This window comes from Brevundimonas nasdae (genome assembly GCF_019395145.1).
GTDB lineage: Bacteria > Pseudomonadota > Alphaproteobacteria > Caulobacterales > Caulobacteraceae > Brevundimonas > Brevundimonas nasdae.
On the sequence record NZ_CP080034.1, the window covers coordinates 450,248 to 466,927 of the forward strand.

Sequence of the window (16,680 nt, forward strand, 5' to 3'; positions counted from 1 at the left end):
GAATCGGACGCAGCCGGTCAGGCCGAAGCCTTGCGGGCCGACTGCGGGATGGTCTGGTTTCAGGCGATGGGCGGGGCGGTTGACGGCGGACGCGGCGGGGCGCGCGCCGGAGGCGGCGGGCTGACGCTTACCGGCGTGTAGCGGATCGTCTCGATCTTGCGGATGATCCGCGGAGGCTCAGGGACCGGCGGGCAGGGCAGGGCCGAGGCCAGGGGCATGACGCAGGCGGCGCATTTGGCCCCTACGTGCTTGCTGGCCGGGCCGTCCACGCCGCCGCTCTGGATCGTCTGCGGCCCCTCGGCCGAACAGATGACGATGGCATGGCCGGGCTGGACCGCCGCCAGGGCCGCAAACGGCAACAGCGTGCCGAGCGCCAGCGCAAACACCGCCGCCAGGAAGGCGAGGGATTTGGCAAGCGACCAATTGTCAGCCTGGGAACGGGTCACGGACCGCGTGTAGGCGGTTTTGCGAATGGGCGACAGTGGAACAGTTGCCGCGCTCTCTTATGTCGCGCGCCTGACGTCGCACCCTCTTCGTCATCCTCGGGCTCGGCCCGAGGATGACGGGGGGCGTTAAAGCTCCCCGCGCGCCGCCTGGCGGGGACTGAACTTGGGTGCGGGGGCCAGACGCATGACCTCGCCCTGATAGCGTTCGTCGTCGCCGGCGACGGCGAAGGGCAGGGCGTCGGCGCAGGCCTGGAGCAGGGCGTCCAGCCATGGCTGCTCCGCCTTGTGGAAGTCGCCCAGGACGTGCGGCATGACCAGTTCCTTTTCGCCCGGATGGCCGATGCCCATGCGCCCGCGACGGAAGTCGGCGCCCAGGTGGCTGATCAGCGAACGGATGCCGTTCTGGCCCGCCGCCCCGCCGCCGGTCTTCATGCGGAAACGGCCCGGCGCCAGGTCGATCTCGTCATGGAAGATGATGATTTCGCTGGGCTTGATCTTGTAGAAGCGCGCGGCCTCGCCGACGGCGCGACCGCTCTCGTTCATATAGGTCTGGGGCTTCATCAGCAGGACCTTGGTCCCGTCGACCTCGCCCTCGGAGATGATCGACTGGAACTTGGCGCGCTGGGGGCCGAAGCGCCAGCGGCGCGCGATCTCGTCTGCGGCCATGAAGCCGATGTTGTGACGGTTCTTTTCGTATCTTCCGCCCGGATTGCCGAGCCCCGCGATGATGATCATGGCGTCCTCATGCCGGTTGCAGCGGACAAAGAAAAGCCCCGCCAGGCAAACCGGGCGGGGCCAAATCCTGTCGATGACGCGAAGGCTTAGCCTTCAGCCTCAGCGGCGGCGGCTGCTTCATCAGCGGCTTCCGATTGGGCGGCCGACGAGACCTTGATCGTGGCGATCACGAAATCGCGGTCGGTGATCGTAGCCGAAGCGCCCTTGGGCAGCTTGATGTCCGACATGCGGATGGTGTCGCCGATTTGCGAAGCGGTCAGGTCCACAACCAGTTCTTCCGGGATCTTGTCGGCGCGAACGGCGATTTCGACTTCGTGGCGAACGACTTCAAGCGAACCGCCCTGACGCGAGAACGGCGCTTCGTCAGCGTTCTTGAAGTGAACCGGAACCGAGATCTTGATCTCGCCCTTGGCGTCGACGCGCATCAGGTCGAAGTGGACGGGACGGTCCGACACGGGGTCGAACTGGATGTCCTTGGCGATGACCGGCTGGGTCTCTTCGCCGTACTTCAGCGTGACCAGGTGGCCCAGCAGCTTGCCGGTGTAGAGCGACTTCTTGAAGTCCTTCTCGTTCACCGAAATAGCGACGGGGGCTTGCTCGCCGCCGTACAGGATGCCCGGCACGGCGCCTGCACGACGAACGGCGCGCGCGCCGCCGGTGCCGGTGCCTTGACGAACGTCAACGTTCAGAATGATCTCGGCCATCTGGCTGCCTCAACAAACAACGGAAACGCCGCGCTGACGAAAGGGCCCGCGCGGCGGGGGTCATGAACCCTCGAATTCAAGAGCGCGGGCTATTACACGCATCAGGCACGGGGCGCAACCGCATTAAGGCTCGGCTTTCAGGCTGCGGCGACCTGATCCTTGAGCAGGACGGAGGGATCAGCCGTCAAGGCCAGCAGTTCCGCCGCGTTGAAAGGCTTGGCCAGATGGTGGTCCACGCCAGCCGCGCGTCCTGCCGCGACATGCTCCGGCATGGCGTTGGCCGTCAACATGATGATGGGCGTGCGGGCGCGGCCCTCGGTCAGCTCCAGCAGGCGAATCTCCTGTGTGGCGGTCAGGCCGTCCATGACGGGCATCTGCATGTCCATCAGCACAAGGTCGAAATGTCCGGCGCGGAAGGCGTCCAGCGCCTCAACCCCGTTTTCGGCCATGATGGTCTCGACATCGGCCTGGGTCAGAATCAGTTCGATGACGCGGCGGTTGACCGGGTGGTCGTCCGCCACCAGCACCCGTCGGCGAAGGTGATCTGCGCCATCGACCGGAAGGGCGGGTTTGGGCTCCTTGTGAGCGGGCGCGTCGCATTGGATCAGGGGCATGGTCAGGATGAAGGCTGATCCGCCGCCGGGTTCGCTTTCGCAATCCAGCGCGCCGCCCATCATTTCGGCCAGATGGCGGCAGATGGACAGGCCCAGGCCCGATCCGCCGAAGCGTCACGTGATGGCGCCGTCCGCCTGTTCGAATCGCTGGAACAGGCGTGTGCGGGTCGCCGCGTCGAAGCCGATGCCGGTGTCCTCCACCGTGAAACGGACGGTCGGCACGCTGTTCTGGTCCGGCCCGTATTGAACCGTCAGGCTGACGAAGCCCTCGGCCGTGAACTTGACGGCGTTGGAGATCAGGTTGGTCAGCACCTGTTTCAGGCGCACGGCGTCGCCACGGACCCACAGCCCCTCTTCGATGTCGATGTCGACGTGGAAGCTCAGGGCCTTTTCACGGGCGATCTCGGCATAGAGTTGGGCGGCTTCACGCGCGGCGGCGGCCAGGTGGAAGGCGTCTTCAGTCAACTCCAGCTTGCCCGATTCGACCCGCGCCAAATCCAGGATGTCGCCCAGCAGGGTCTGCAGTGTCTGGCCCGACGACTGCATCAGATCCAGCATCTCGCGCTGAGTCGGCGTCAGTTCAGTTTTGGCCAGGGCCTGGGCCAGGCCGATCACCCCGTTAAGGGGGGTGCGAATCTCGTGGCTCATGTTGGCCAGGAAATGGCTCTTAGCGACATTGGCCTCTTCGGCGGCGTCGCGGGCCTCGGCCAGGGCTTGGGCGTCGCGTTTCAGAATGGTGATGTCGTTGCACACGGTGACGATGCCGCCTTCGGACGTGCGGCGGTCCTGAATCCGCAGCCAGCGGCCGTTCGACGTCTGCTCCTCGCTGCTGCTGGACAGTTGGCGGCGCGCGGTCAGGCGTTCAGTGATCCAGGCCTCCTCACGGCCCACCGCGTCGAGGTAGCGCCCCTCGTTGATGCCGACCATCAACAGGTCGCGATAGGGCGTTCCGACCTGAAGATAGGGTCCCATCTCCGGGTTCACCTCGGCATAGCGGGCGTTCCACAGCACCAGCCGGTCGTTGAGGTCGAAGAAGCTCAGCCCGTCCGGCATGGCGTCCACCGCCTCGCGGATGCGGCGCAGGGCTCCGGCACGCGACGAATAGGCCATATAGGCCAGGCTGGCTGCGATGCCGCCGACGGTGGCGGCGATGGCGGTGGCCACGGCCTGCATGGTGGCGGGCGAAAGGCCTCCATGCACGGTGTAGGTCGGGTCGGGCGTGATGTTGAGCGCCGCCATGCCGAAGAAATGCAGCACGATGATCGCCAGGGCCCCGCCGACGCCGGCGACGATCAGCCGGACCAGCCCTGCGCGCTTATAGAAGAAACCTGACAGTCCGGCGATCAGCAGGCTGCATCCGATGGAGGCCGCGACCAGCCAGGGCTCCCAACTGATATGGGCCGCAACCTTCAAGGCCGCCATGCCGGTATAATGCATGGCGCCGATGCCGGAGATGGCGATCAGCACCCCCATGGTGCGCCAAAGGCGGCTGAACCCGGCAATAAGGATACAGGACGCAAAGGTGACCGTGATCACGGCGACGCCAAGCGAGACGACCGTCAGCATGATGTCGTAGGTCAGGGGGACGCCTGCAATGAACCCCTGCATGGCGACGAAATGAGTGGCCCAGGCGGACAGGGCGGCGGTCAGGCCCGAAGCTATGGCCAGACGCATCCGGCGGGGGCCATCGGCGATGCGCGCCCGTTCGATCAGGCGAATGGCGCCGCTGATGCCCACTACGCAGATGATGGCGGCCAGGATGGTGATCCGCCAGTCGTGCGCATGAACGATGCAGTTGAATAACCGGTCCACGACACTCCCCTTTGAAGCGCAGCTTGCCGCCAACTTCTAAAGAAACCGTGGGTGAAGCGCTTTTCGCGTCAGGGTGTCATTCGGATCGGTCCACTGTCGGCACGCCGTCACAGAATCCGTGCAAGGATAGGATTCGAACGGCTTCCGCCGCAGATTGCTTCGACATGCCCTACGAAATCTCTCCGTCTCCGGTCGCGCCGACCTTCACGTCCCGCCTGTGGACGGTGGGAACCAGTGTGGCGATTTCGCTGGTGGTGATGATCGGTCTGGCCTTTGTTCACCCCGAACTGGCGGTCTGGCTGATCGGCGGAGCGGTGCTGATTGCTGGGTCAGCCTGGTTGCTGAATATGCCGTCGGCGCCCGAGCCGAGCGAGCCTGTGCTGGATGGCGGGCAGGTCGAGCTGCAGCCCAACCTGATCGGCGGCGACCTGCTGGACCGGGTGTTCGAGGCGCTGGATGATCCGGTCCTGATCATCAGTGGCGGCGAGCCGGATGACATCGCCGGGCGGCGTATCATCATGGCCAATCATGCGGCGCGCGAACTGATGCGGATTCAGCGTCAGGGGGCCCTGCTGGTGCAGGTGATCCGCGAACCCGGCGTGCTGGAGGCGGTGGATGAGGCGCTGTTCGGCGGCGTGTCGCGCACCACGGACTATACGACCGGCGGTCAGCGCGACCGGCGCTGGCGCGCCTGGACACGTCCGCTGGAACAGGCGTCGGGCAGCGATCCGCTGGCGCTGGTGATCCTGCGTGATGAGACGGATGCGCGGCGCACCGAGATGATGCGCGTGGATTTTCTGGCCAACGCCAGCCACGAACTGCGCACTCCGCTGGCGTCGCTGAGCGGCTTCATCGAGACGCTGAAGGGCCATGCGCGCGACGACGCCGTGGCGCGCGACCGGTTCCTGGACATCATGGCTGCCCAGGCGGACCGGATGACGCGGCTGGTGGCGGACCTTCTGTCGCTCAGCCGCATCGAACTGAACGAGCATATTCCGCCTTCGGGCCGGGTCGATCTGGATCGTGCGGCCGCTGACGTCGTCGATGCGGTCAGTGTTCTGGTCAAGGAAAAGGCCATCTCGGTCGTTCTGGATCAGGGGGAGGCGAGGGCCTCCATCAACGGCGACCGCGACGAAATCGTTCAGGTGGTTCAGAACCTGCTCGACAACGCCGTCAAATATTCGTCGCCGGGTGGCGTGGTCGAGATCACCGTCGTTTCGGACCTGGGGTTCGACGAGGCGGGCGCGGCCCGGATGGCGGGGGCCACGCGCCTGCCGCTGGTGTCGCCGGATCGCGCGTCAGGCGTCTTCTATGCGGCGGTCACTGTGCGCGACCACGGGCCGGGCATGGCGCGAGAGCATCTGCCGCGCCTGACTGAGCGATTCTATCGCGTTGAAGGTCAGAAAAGCGGCGAACGACTGGGCACCGGTCTGGGTTTGGCCATCGTCAAACATATCGTCAATCGTCACCAGGGCGGCCTGCTGGTCGAAAGCGCGCCCGGCATGGGGGCGGCCTTCACGGCCTGGTTCCCGATGGTGGTCGAACGTCGGGACGTTCGCACGACGCCGCTCGCCGACTGAGACTCCATTTCGCGGCGGGCCGTCGCTGTAATGGAACTGTCACGGACCCGTCGTAATCCGCTGACCATTAACGGGCAGAACTCGCGCCGCATCGCTCCCGCTGTTGCGGGCCGCTGTGCCGATTCGCCTTCGCTCCTTTCGGACACCGAATGATCTGGATCTATCTGCTCGTCATCTTCGCGCTTGGCGCGGGCGCCTATGTGGGCGGCCGTGAACTTGCGCGCCGTCGCGCAGTCGGCGCCCGTCCGCATTCGCGCCCCGGCCAGCATGGCGCCTACGCCCTGATCTGGGTTGCGGTTCCGGCTCTGGTGGTGGTCATCCTGTCCGGCGTCTTCTCGGGGCCGTTGGAGCGTCAGCTTATCGCGGTGGACACGCCCGATTCCGTCACCGCGCTTGAACCCTTCCGCCGCCAGGCCTTCTTCGCAGACGCGCAGCGCGTCGGCCACGGCCAGCCCGCCCTGCAGATCTGGGAGCGCCCGCTGGCCGAGCAACTGCCCATCGAGGCGCGCCGCATGGTCAGCATCGAGCGCACCCTGCAATGGGGTTCGGGTCTTGCGGCCCTGCTGGCGGCCATTCTGGGCGGCCTGTTCGTCTCCACGCAGATTCGCCCCAAGACCCGCGCTAGAAACCGCGTTGAGGGTTGGATCTGGGGTGCGCTGTTCGTCTGTTCGGTGGTCGCCATCCTGACGACGGTGGGCATCATCGCCTCCCTGGCCTTCGACAGCTTCCGGTTCTTTGAAAAGGTGCCGGTCTTTGACTTCCTGTTCGGGACCAAGTGGAGCCCGCAGATCGCCATTCGCGCCGATCAGGTCGGATCGTCGGGCGCCTTCGGGGCTGTGCCTCTGTTCGCAGGCACTTTCCTGATCATGATCATCGCCATGTGCGTGGCTGCGCCCATCGGCCTGATGTCGGCTATCTATCTGTCGGAATATGCGGGCCGGAACACCCGTTCGATCATCAAGCCGGTGCTGGAGATTCTGGCCGGGGTGCCGACCGTGGTTTACGGCTTCTTCGCCGCCCTGACCGTCGGGCCAGCTTTGCGCGTCTTCTTCAATGAGATCGGCCTGTTCCTGATGGGCGGGCCGCTGGACGGCCTGGGCCAATATCTGGCGCTGGTGCAGAACCAGATGGCTCTGACCGCCGGCGCCGTCATGGGGATCATGCTGATCCCGTTCGTTTCCTCCCTGTCCGACGACATCCTGAACGCCGTGCCGCAAAGCCTGCGTGACGGGTCGTTCGCCATGGGCGCCACCAAGTCGGAGACGGTGAAGCGGGTTCTGTTGCCTGCCGCCCTGCCGGGCATTGCGGGCGCACTGCTGCTGGCCGTGTCGCGCGCCATCGGCGAGACGATGATCGTGACCATGGCGGCGGGCCTGGCCGCCAATCTGACGCTTAATCCGCTGGATACGGTGACGACGGTGACCGTGCAGATCGTGACCCTGCTGACCGGCGACCAGGAGTTCAACAGCGCCAAGACCCTGTCGGCCTTTGGTCTGGGCCTGACCCTGTTCCTGGTCACCCTGCTGCTGAACATCATCGCCCAGCGCATCGTCCAGACCTACCGAGAGCAGTATGACTGACGCGACCCCCGAACAGATCGGCGCGGCCGCTGACGCTCGGCTGGAACGCCTGCGCGCAGGCCTGAAGCGCCGCCACGCCCGTGAGACCCGGTTCAAGCTGTACGGCCGTCTGGCGATCGGCGCGGCCGTGGTCTTCCTGGTGATCCTGCTGGCGCGCATCGTCGAGCAGGGGCACACGGCCTTCTACACCCACACCGTCACCGTGCCGGTCTATCTGGACCCGGCGCGCGTTGACCGCGCCTATCCGCAGGGAACGAATTTCGAGCAACTGGCCGCCGAGCAGCAGTTGGCGCGCTGGGGAATTCAGGACGACGAGGCGGGCAGCAAGGCTGCCCAGATGCGCCGCCTGTTCTCGTCGGAGCTCAAGTTCGTCGCCGCCGATCTGGTGGCCAAACGCTCTGACGTGATCGGCGAGACGGTGCCCATCGCGGCCCCCCTGTCGGATGACGCCGACCTTTATCTGAAGGGGGAAATCTCCAAGGAGACGCCCGAGGATCAACGCCGCCTGTCGAACCAGCAGATCGACTGGCTGGAGCGGATGCAGCGCGAAGGCGTCGTCGGCTCTCACTTCAACACGGCCCTGTTCACCAATGGCGACTCGACCCAGCCCGAGCTGGCGGGCGTGCTGGGCGCCGTGGTCGGTTCGGCCCTGATGCTGCTGGTCACCGCCCTGATCGCCATTCCGCTGGGCGTCGGGGCCGCCGTCTGGCTGGAGGAGTTCGCGCCCAAGAACCGCTGGACCGACATCATCGAGGTCAACATCAACAATCTGGCCGCCGTGCCGTCGATTGTTTACGGCCTGCTGGGTCTGGCGCTGTTCATAAACTGGATGCACCTGCCCCGGGCCAGTCCGATTGTCGGCGGTCTGGTTCTGGCCCTGATGGCCCTTCCGACCCTGATCATCGCCACGCGCTCGTCACTGAAGGCGGTGCCGCCGTCGATCCGCGAGGCCGCGCTGGCCATGGGGGCGTCACGGACCCAGACCGTGTTCAGCCACGTCCTGCCGTTGGCCATGCCCGGCGTCATGACCGGCGCCATCATCTCGATGGCCCACGCCCTGGGCGAGACCGCGCCCCTGCTGCTGATCGGCATGGTCAGCTTCGTGCCGGGCGTGCCGCACGCGATCGACGAACCCGTGGGGGCGCTGCCGTCGCTGATCTACATCTGGGAGAACGCCTCGGAGCGGGCGTTCCACGAACGTACCGCCGCCGCGATCATGGTGCTTCTGGCCTTCATGATCGTGATGAACGCGGCGGCCATCATCCTGAGGCGGCGCTTCGAGCGTCGGTGGTAAGAGAATGAAATTCCGTATTTTCCGCTCCGCCGAAGACCAGACAGGCGCAGGCCCGGCTGAGGCCGCCGAGACGCCGCGCATCCTGCCCCAGATCAAAATGGGCAAGGCCGACGTGTCCGAAGGCCGTCTGGAAGACGCCGAGCCGGTCACAGGTCCCGCCGTTGTCGACAGTCCGCCGGTCGGGCCGATCAAGATCGCCGCGCGCGATGTGGGCGTCTTCTACGGCGACAAACAGGCGCTGTTCGACGTGTCGCTGGACATCCCGGACAAGACCGTCACGGCCCTGATTGGCCCGTCGGGTTGCGGCAAGTCGACCTTCCTGCGGACCATGAACCGCATGAACGACACCATCGCCGGATGCCGGGTCACCGGCCGGATCGCGATGGACGACGAGGACATCAACGACCGGTCCATCGACCCGGTGCTGCTGCGCGCGCGCGTCGGCATGGTGTTCCAGCGTCCGAACCCCTTCCCGAAGTCGATTTACGAGAACGTCGCCTACGGCCCGAAAATCCACGGCCTGGTCAGCGCCAAGTCCGAGATGGACGGCGTGGTCGAAAGCGCCCTGAAGCGCGCGGGTCTGTGGGACGAGGTCGCCGACCGCCTGCAGTCGTCGGCCATGGGTCTGTCGGGTGGTCAGCAGCAGCGTCTGGTCATCGCGCGCGCCATCGCGGTGAACCCGGAAGTCATCCTGATGGACGAACCCTGCTCGGCGCTGGACCCCATCGCCACCGCGCGGATCGAGGAACTGATCGACGAACTGCGCGAGCGGTTCTGCATCGTCATCGTCACCCACTCGATGGCCCAGGCCGCGCGGGTGTCGCAACGCACCGCCTTCTTCCACATGGGCCGACTGGTCGAGACCGGGGATACGGAAGACATCTTCCAGAATCCGCGCGAACGCCGCACGCTGGACTACATCACGGGACGCTTCGGCTAATGAACCAGCATACGGTCAAGGCTTACGGCGACGAACTGAACCAGATCACGGCGGAGATCGCCCGCATGGGCGGCCTGGCCGAGGCCCAGGTCGCGGACGCCATCGATTCCGTCGCCCGCCGCGATGTGGCACTGGCCCGCGCGGTGGTCGAGCGTGACCTGAAGCTGGACGCGCTTCATCGCGACGTCGAGAAGAAGGCTATCCGCCTGATCGCCCTGCGCCAGCCGGTCGCCAGCGACCTGCGCCGCACCCTGGGGGCCATGAAGATCGCCACCGATCTGGAGCGCACCGGCGACCTGGCCAAGAATATCGCCAAGCGCGCCCTGATCCTGGCCGACAGCGAGCCGATGCAGCCCCTGACCCGCTCCATCGAGCGTATGGGACGGCTGGTCTCGACCCGCCTGCGTGACGTGCTGGACGCCTATACGGCCTCTGAACTGGATCGCGCCGTCGCCGTCTGGCAGACGGATGACGAGGTCGACGAGCACTACAACGCCTTGTTCCGCGAACTGCTGACCTACATGATGGGCGATCCGCGCACGATCGGCGCCTGCACCCATCTGCTGTTCATGGCCAAGAACCTGGAGCGGATCGGCGACCACGCGACCAATATCGCCGAGACCGTCCACTACGAGATCACGGGCGAGGACATTGTGGGCGAACGCCCGCGCGCCCAGCCGACGGCCGAGGACTCTGATCCGACGCCGAATATTTCGACCCACACGCACTGAGCCGAGACCGGAGACACGACGTGCAGCCCTATATCCTTGTGATGGAAGACGAGGACGCCCTGGCGACCCTTCTTCAGTACAATCTCGAGAAGGAAGGCTACGACGTCACCGTCGCCGCCGACGGCGAAGAGGGGATGCTCCAGATCGACGAGCGCCAGCCTGATCTGGTGTTGCTGGACTGGATGCTGCCCAAGCTGTCGGGCATCGAGGTCTGCCGCCGCATCCGGGGCAAGGCCGAAACGCGCAACCTGCCGATCATCATGCTGACGGCGCGCGGCGAGGAAAGCGATCGGGTGCGCGGCCTGGACACCGGCGCCGACGACTATCTGACCAAGCCTTTTTCGATGGTTGAACTGATCGCCCGCATCCGCGCGGTGCTGCGCCGTATCCGTCCGGGTCTGGCTGACGACCGCCTGAATCACGGCGACATCATCATCGACCGCGTCTCGCACCGGGTGAAGCGCGACGGCAAGGAGGTCCACCTGGGCCCGACTGAGTTCCGCCTGCTGGATCACTTCATGCAGCATCCGGGCCGGGTGTTCAGCCGTGAGCAACTGCTGGACGCCGTATGGGGCTCTGACGTCTATGTCGAAGCCCGCACCGTGGACGTCCACGTCGGCCGCCTTCGCAAGGCCCTGGCCATCGCCGACGAAAGCGCCAACCCGATCCGCACGGTGCGCTCAGCCGGCTATTCGCTGGACCTGGAAGGCTGATCCGGCGCTGATCAGCGCGAGTTTTCGTTAAATTTCAGCAATGTGCATCTGACCGGCGCGGTCGGGGCCTCCATGACACAGAATATGGAGGGGCATATGCCTGATGCGATAATTGCGACGCTGGCCTGGGTCGGCGCGGTTGGGGCCGTCGCTCTGGCGGGCGTGCTTCTGGCAAAAGGGCGGATCGGCTGGGGCTGGTTCGTCGCCGCCCTGGTGCTGATGGTCGTCTATGACGCCGTGCTGACGCGCGGATACGGCCACATCCCGTTGAGCTTCTGGCCGTCCAAGTGGAACTGGGAAGGCAAGACGCTGGCGGTCGTCCTGTCGCTGGCTGTCGCCAGCCTGCCGGTTCTGGGCTGGAAGCGGGTGGGCCTGACTCTGACACAGGACCGGAAGGGACTGCGGGGCGCGCTGATCCTGTCGGGGCTGTTGGCGGCGCTGTTTCTGGGACTGGCGCTGTATTTCCCCGGCGAGGGCTTCGACATCGACAGCCTGGCCTTCGAGATGACCATGCCGGGATTTGACGAGGAGTTGTTCTATCGCGGCGTGCTGCTGCTGATGTTGAACGAGGCGTTCGGCAAGCCGGTGCGGGTGTTGGGGGCGCAGATGGGCTGGGGCGCGGTGGTGTCGTCCGTGGCCTTCGGCCTGATGCATGCGCTGGGCTATTCGGACGGGGGCTTCAGCTTCGAACCGGTGTTGATGGCGACGACCGGCGTGTCGGCCCTGCTGCTGGTCTGGCTGAAGGAAAAGACCGGAAGCCTGCTGCTGCCGATCGTAATGCACAACTTCGGCAATGTGATCTTCATGCTGGTCTGACGTGTCGCCACGCCAAACCAGCACAGGAACGGCTCAGATCTGTTCCGCCACGACTTCGTCGGGCGTCAGTTCATAGACGGTGGCGCAGTATTCGCAGGTGACGCGGATCTGGCCGTCGTCCTCGACCATGTCGGCGCGCTCGGCCGGGTCGAACGAGGCCAGGACGGCGGCGATACGGTCCTTGGAGCAGCGGCAGACGGCGGTCAGGGCCTTGGCGTCTTCCAGCCGCACGCCGTCCTCGTGGAACAGGCGGAACAGCAGGGTTTCCGGCGAGATGGTCGGGTCGATCAACTCGTCGTCAGCCAGGGTGCCGAACAGGGCGCGGGTGCGGTCCCAGACCTCTTCGGTCGAGCCGCGGGTGGTGTCGCCGGCGATGATCTGGATCATGGCCCCGCCCGCACGCCATTGGGCGCCCGAAGCGGTCTGTACCGAACCGACCGCCAGACGCACCTTGGTCGGCACCTGTTCGGACTGTTCGAAATAGTGTTCGGCGCACAGCGACAGGCTTTCGCCCTCGATAGGGGTGATGCCCTGGGTGCGTTCGAAGTCGGCGCCGCGGTCCAGCGTCATGACGAAGACGCCCTTGCCCAGCAGGGTCTGGGCGCCGGGACGCGCAAACCCCTTGGACACCTCGGCGACTTCATCGGCGTCATAACGGCAATAGCCGCGCAGCGTCCCGTCGGTGCCGTAGTCGGCGACGACATAGCGCACGGGACCGTCGCCCTGGGCCTGAACCATCAGGCGTCCGTCGAACTTCAGGCTGGAGCCTATCAGGGCGGCCAGCGCGCAGGCTTCGCCCAGCAGGGCGGCGACCGGCTCGGGATAGGCGTGGGCCGCCAGGATCTTGTCGATGGCGGCGCCCAGGCGGACCAGACGGCCGCGCACGGGCCAGCCTTCGATCTGGAAGGCGGCGGCCAGGTCGTCTGAAACGGCGTTGTGAGGCGCGTGATCGGTCACGGCGGTGTCCTTGGGGTTCGTCATTTCGGGATCGGGGCTATGTAGGCGCCCGAGCGTCGGTTGATAAGGGGGTATGAACGGGCCGCAAATGGGGCGTCGCCTCGGCTTCACAAACCTGTAAGCTTGGCTGCAGAAACATCGACAATCGGCCCCCTGGATTCTCCAGGGATGTAAATGAGGCCCGCATGAGCGCGAAACCGACCCTGAAGCCGCTGGCCCAGCAATCCATCGTGGTCACGGGCGCCACGTCCGGCGTGGGTCTGGCGACGGCGCGGCGGGCGGCGCGGGCCGGGGCCAAGGTCTTCCTGATCGCGCGCGACGAAAAGGATCTGCGGGCCCTGTGCGAAGAGCTTCAGGCGCAAGGCGCGCGCGTCGCCTGGGCCGTGGCGGATGTCGCCAATCACGCCTCGCTGAAAGCGGCGGCTGAAAAGTGCCAGCGCCTGTTCGGCGGTTTTGACACCTGGGTCAACAATGCGGGCGTGGGCCTGTTCGGCGCCATCCGCGAGACGTCGTTGGAGGACCAGAGACGGCTGTTCGAGACCAACTACTGGGGCGTGGTCAACGGTTCGGTGGTGGCGGCCGAACATCTGCGCGAGCGTCCGGGCGGCGGGGCCATCGTCAATGTCGGTTCGATCCTGTCGGACCTGCCCCTGCCGGTTCAGGGCGTCTATGCGGCGTCCAAACATGCGGTGAAGGGGTTCACAAATGCGCTGCGCATCGAACTGCTGCGTGAAAAGGCGCCTGTGACGGTCAGTCTGGTGAAGCCGGGCGCGATCGACACCCCCTACAGCCGCCATGCCCGAAACCTGACGGGGCAGGCGGTCCACAATCCGCAGCCGGTCTATGCGACCCACGTCGTCGCCGACACCATCCTGTACTGCGCCACCCACCCGATCCGCGAGATCACGGTTGGCGGGACAGGGCGCGCGATTGCATCATTTTATGCAGCTTTGCCGGAGATTGCGGAACCACTTCTTGCGCGGTTCGCTCCTTCGCTGATGCGGGACCGCCGTTCCGCCTATCAGCCGTTCGACGATGGGCTCTATGACCCGACGGACGACGGCCTCGATGAAGAGGTTCACTATCCTATGGTTCGTAATTTCAGCGCCCTGGCCGAAGTCCGCAAACATCCCGGCGTCACCGCCGGCAGTCTGGCCCTGATCGTGATCGGCGCCGCAGCCGCCGTCTATCTGTCGCAACGCAGCGGCCCGACCCGTTATCAGCGCATCAAAACCCGCATCGATCCACGCGGTTGGGTCGATACGGACGCCCTGCGTCATCGGTTCGAGGACGCCGTCGACGCCTTCCGCCACGGCGCTGAGGATTTCGGCGGCCGGGCCAGCGAGTTTTCTCGCGACGCACGCGATCGCGCCTATGACGCCGTGGACGATGTGCGCGACCGGGCCGACGGCTGGTTCCGTTCGGCGCGCAAGGACGCCAGGAAGGCGGCCAAGAAACACGGCAAGACCGCGCGTCACTATGCCGATGAGGCCGTGGACTATGCGCGCGATCACCAACGTGAAGGCGGCGCGCTTCTGGCCGTCGCAACCCTGGCGGCGGTGATCGGGGCTGCGGTTCTGGAAAGCCGCCGTCCAGACAGTCACGTGCGCCGCATCGCCCGCTTCCGCTAAATTCTTGCCGCCCGTCCTGTGAAAACCGGGGCGGGTGGCAAGGTTTAAGCGCAACTGGCGGCGATCATCAGCACGACTTGTCTTTGCTGCGCCAGCGAAGGGGGCTAAGACGCCGCGCATGAGCGCGCGCCCCACACTGATCTTCGACTTCGATTCGACCCTGGTTGATTTCGAGACCCTTGAAGCCCTGGCCGACATCGCCTTGGCGGACTCGCCCGATGCGGCCAAGACGCGGGCCGAGATCGCCGCCCTGACCGATCAGGCGATGGGCGGTCAAATCGGTTTTGGCGAGGCGCTGCGCCAGCGTCTGGCCCTGCTGCCGCTGACGCGTGAACACATCGCGACCCTAGCGCAACGGGCGCCGGACCACCTGACCGCGTCGGTGCGGCGCAACCTGAACTTCTTCCAGCAGAACAAGGGCAAGGTGGTCATCCTGTCCGGCGGCTTCCGCGAGGTGATCGCGCCGGTGGCCGAAGATCTGGGCGTGTCGCCGGACCGGGTGCTGTGTAACGATCTGATCTATGACGAAACCGGGCGGGTGATCGGCGTCGATCAGACCAATCCCCTGGCCGAGGCGGGTGGAAAGCCAAAGGCCATCCATGATCTGAACCTGTCGGGCCGCGTGGTCATGATCGGCGACGGCTGGAACGACGCTGAGGTCAAGCTGGCCGGGGCCGCCGACGCCTTCTACGCCTTCACCGAGGTTGTGCGTCGCGCGCCGGTGGTCGAGGTCGCGGACGCCGAGGCCGCATCTCTGGACGAGGTGCTTCACGCCGAGGGACTGGTCGGGCGCTGGTCCTTCCCGCGCAGCCGGATGAAGATGCTGCTGCTCGAAAACATCCACCCCGCCGCCGTCGAGCGGCTGGAGGAGGCGGGCTATTCGGTCGAGACCCAGAAGGGCGCGCTGGACGAGGATGATCTGATCGCCGCGATCAAGGGCGTCCATGTGCTGGGCATCCGCTCCAAGACCACGGTGTCGCGGCGGGTGCTGGAAGAGGCGGACAAGCTGATGGCCGTCGCCGCCTTTTGCATCGGCACCAACCAGATCGATCTTGAGGCCGCCTCGGACCACGGGGTTGCGGTGTTCAACGCCCCCTATTCGAACACCCGTTCGGTGGTCGAACTGGCCATCGGCTTGATGATCGTGCTGATGCGCGACGTGACGGACAAGTCGGCGGCCATGCATGTGGGCCAGTGGAACAAGTCTGCGACGGGCTCCAAGGAACTGCGCGGCAAGACGCTGGGCATCGTCGGATACGGCGCCATCGGCAGTCAGTTGTCAGTACTGGCCGAGAACCTGGGGATGCGGGTCCTGTTCTATGACCTGTCGGAACGGCTGGCGCTGGGCAATGCGCGGCGGATGCGTTCGCTGGACGCCCTGCTGGCCGAAAGCGACGTGGTGACCCTGCACGTCGACGGCCGCAAGGAGAACAGCGCCATCTTCGGCGCGGCCCAGTTCTCCAAGATGAAGGAAGGGGCGCTGTTCCTGAACCTTTCGCGTGGCCATGTCGTCGATGTCGGCGCCCTGTCGCAGGCCATTGGCTCGGGGCGGGTCGCAGGCGCCGCCGTGGACGTCTTCCCCGAAGAACCGCGCACCAATTCTGATCCGTTCGAAAGCCCGCTGCAGGGGCTGAAGAACATGATCCTGACGCCCCACATCGGCGGTTCGACCGAAGAGGCGCAGGAAGCCATCGCCGAGTTCGCGGCCGAGCGGCTGCTGGGTTACCTGAACCGGGGCGACACGACCTTCAGCGTCAACCTGCCCAATGTTCAGTTGGCCGAGGTGTCGGCCTCGCACCGCATCCTGCACATCCACAGGAACCAGCCGGGGGTTCTGGCCGAACTGAACCGCGCGCTGGCGTCGGCGGGCCTGAACATCCTGGGCCAGCACCTGAAGACGGACGAACGCACCGGCTATGTCATCACCGACGTGGATCACGACTATGACCCCGAAGCCTTGCGGGAGCTGAAGTCGGTGCCGGGAACGCTGAAGTTCCGCACGCTGCATTAAACGGGGAAACGACGGCTGCGGTTGTGGTGTCACAGTCGTCGATATCTTCCGAATACTGACGTAACGGCATCTTGCGCTTGGCGCTGGCTGGCGCATCCTCCTGTTGAACGGTCGCA

Annotated in this window: 14 protein-coding genes and 1 pseudogene; 9 read left to right on the forward strand and 6 right to left on the reverse strand. The window is 65.7% G+C overall.

Going from position 1 to position 16,680, the window contains the following annotated elements:
• Nucleotides 1-59: 59 nt before the first annotated feature.
• The 5 genes and pseudogenes from KWG56_RS02175 to KWG56_RS02190 form a co-directional block, all read right to left on the reverse strand.
• Nucleotides 60-446, reverse strand: coding sequence for a hypothetical protein (locus KWG56_RS02175; RefSeq protein ID WP_219353562.1), 387 nt, complete (start codon nucleotides 444-446; stop codon nucleotides 60-62).
• A gap of 126 nt (nucleotides 447-572) precedes the next feature.
• Entirely contained in the window at nucleotides 573-1,181 is a 609-nt protein-coding gene (pth, locus tag KWG56_RS02180; protein ID WP_219353563.1) for an aminoacyl-tRNA hydrolase, read from the reverse strand.
• An 86-nt stretch (nucleotides 1,182-1,267) separates the two neighbouring features.
• On the reverse strand, nucleotides 1,268-1,885 hold the full coding sequence (locus KWG56_RS02185) for a 50S ribosomal protein L25/general stress protein Ctc (protein WP_201097053.1): 618 nt from the start codon (nucleotides 1,883-1,885) through the stop codon (nucleotides 1,268-1,270).
• 137 nt (nucleotides 1,886-2,022) lie between these two features.
• Nucleotides 2,023-2,499: a response regulator gene (locus KWG56_RS18695; protein ID WP_244999719.1), complete on the reverse strand. Its 477-nt coding sequence runs from the start codon at nucleotides 2,497-2,499 to the stop codon at nucleotides 2,023-2,025.
• A 3-nt stretch (nucleotides 2,500-2,502) separates the two neighbouring features.
• Nucleotides 2,503-4,173: pseudogene (locus KWG56_RS02190) on the reverse strand (ATP-binding protein); the annotation flags it as partial.
• Between the two features lie 302 nt (nucleotides 4,174-4,475).
• Between KWG56_RS02190 and KWG56_RS02195 the strand changes: the two are divergent.
• From KWG56_RS02195 to KWG56_RS02225, 7 genes are all read left to right on the forward strand, one after another.
• Nucleotides 4,476-5,891, forward strand: coding sequence for a sensor histidine kinase (locus KWG56_RS02195; RefSeq protein ID WP_219353564.1), 1,416 nt, complete (start codon nucleotides 4,476-4,478; stop codon nucleotides 5,889-5,891).
• A 149-nt stretch (nucleotides 5,892-6,040) separates the two neighbouring features.
• Nucleotides 6,041-7,471, forward strand: a complete 1,431-nt coding sequence (gene pstC, locus KWG56_RS02200) for a phosphate ABC transporter permease subunit PstC (protein ID WP_219353565.1) — start codon at nucleotides 6,041-6,043, stop codon at nucleotides 7,469-7,471.
• Nucleotides 7,464-8,765 carry a phosphate ABC transporter permease PstA gene (gene pstA, locus KWG56_RS02205; RefSeq protein WP_219353566.1) on the forward strand — a complete coding sequence of 434 codons (1,302 nt, stop codon included), beginning with the start codon at nucleotides 7,464-7,466 and terminating at the stop codon, nucleotides 8,763-8,765. The genes pstC and pstA overlap by 8 nt, the downstream gene beginning before the upstream one ends.
• A gap of 4 nt (nucleotides 8,766-8,769) precedes the next feature.
• The gene (gene pstB / locus KWG56_RS02210; protein WP_201097057.1) at nucleotides 8,770-9,705 is read left to right on the forward strand and encodes a phosphate ABC transporter ATP-binding protein PstB; all 936 of its coding nucleotides are present in this window, start codon (nucleotides 8,770-8,772) and stop codon (nucleotides 9,703-9,705) included.
• Complete coding sequence (gene phoU / locus KWG56_RS02215) at nucleotides 9,705-10,436, forward strand: phosphate signaling complex protein PhoU (protein ID WP_201097058.1); 732 nt, start codon at nucleotides 9,705-9,707, stop codon at nucleotides 10,434-10,436. Before pstB ends, phoU begins: the two co-directional genes overlap by 1 nt.
• Nucleotides 10,437-10,456: 20 nt before the next feature.
• Nucleotides 10,457-11,149: a phosphate regulon transcriptional regulator PhoB gene (phoB, locus tag KWG56_RS02220; protein WP_201097060.1), complete on the forward strand. Its 693-nt coding sequence runs from the start codon at nucleotides 10,457-10,459 to the stop codon at nucleotides 11,147-11,149.
• A gap of 96 nt (nucleotides 11,150-11,245) precedes the next feature.
• Nucleotides 11,246-11,965 (forward strand): CPBP family intramembrane glutamic endopeptidase, BDIM_20840 family, encoded by a 720-nt coding sequence (locus KWG56_RS02225; RefSeq protein ID WP_219353567.1) that lies wholly within the window; start codon nucleotides 11,246-11,248, stop codon nucleotides 11,963-11,965.
• Between the two features lie 33 nt (nucleotides 11,966-11,998).
• Here the strand turns inward: KWG56_RS02225 and KWG56_RS02230 are convergent, their stop codons facing one another.
• Nucleotides 11,999-12,922 (reverse strand): Hsp33 family molecular chaperone, encoded by a 924-nt coding sequence (locus tag KWG56_RS02230; protein WP_244999720.1) that lies wholly within the window; start codon nucleotides 12,920-12,922, stop codon nucleotides 11,999-12,001.
• Between the two features lie 185 nt (nucleotides 12,923-13,107).
• On the opposite strand from KWG56_RS02230, the gene KWG56_RS02235 reads away from it, so the two are divergent.
• Together KWG56_RS02235 and serA are read left to right on the forward strand one after the other, a co-directional pair.
• Nucleotides 13,108-14,553: an SDR family oxidoreductase gene (locus tag KWG56_RS02235; protein WP_219353569.1), complete on the forward strand. Its 1,446-nt coding sequence runs from the start codon at nucleotides 13,108-13,110 to the stop codon at nucleotides 14,551-14,553.
• 118 nt (nucleotides 14,554-14,671) lie between these two features.
• Nucleotides 14,672-16,564, forward strand: a complete 1,893-nt coding sequence (serA, locus tag KWG56_RS19015) for a phosphoglycerate dehydrogenase (protein WP_219353570.1) — start codon at nucleotides 14,672-14,674, stop codon at nucleotides 16,562-16,564.
• Nucleotides 16,565-16,680: the final 116 nt, after the last annotated feature.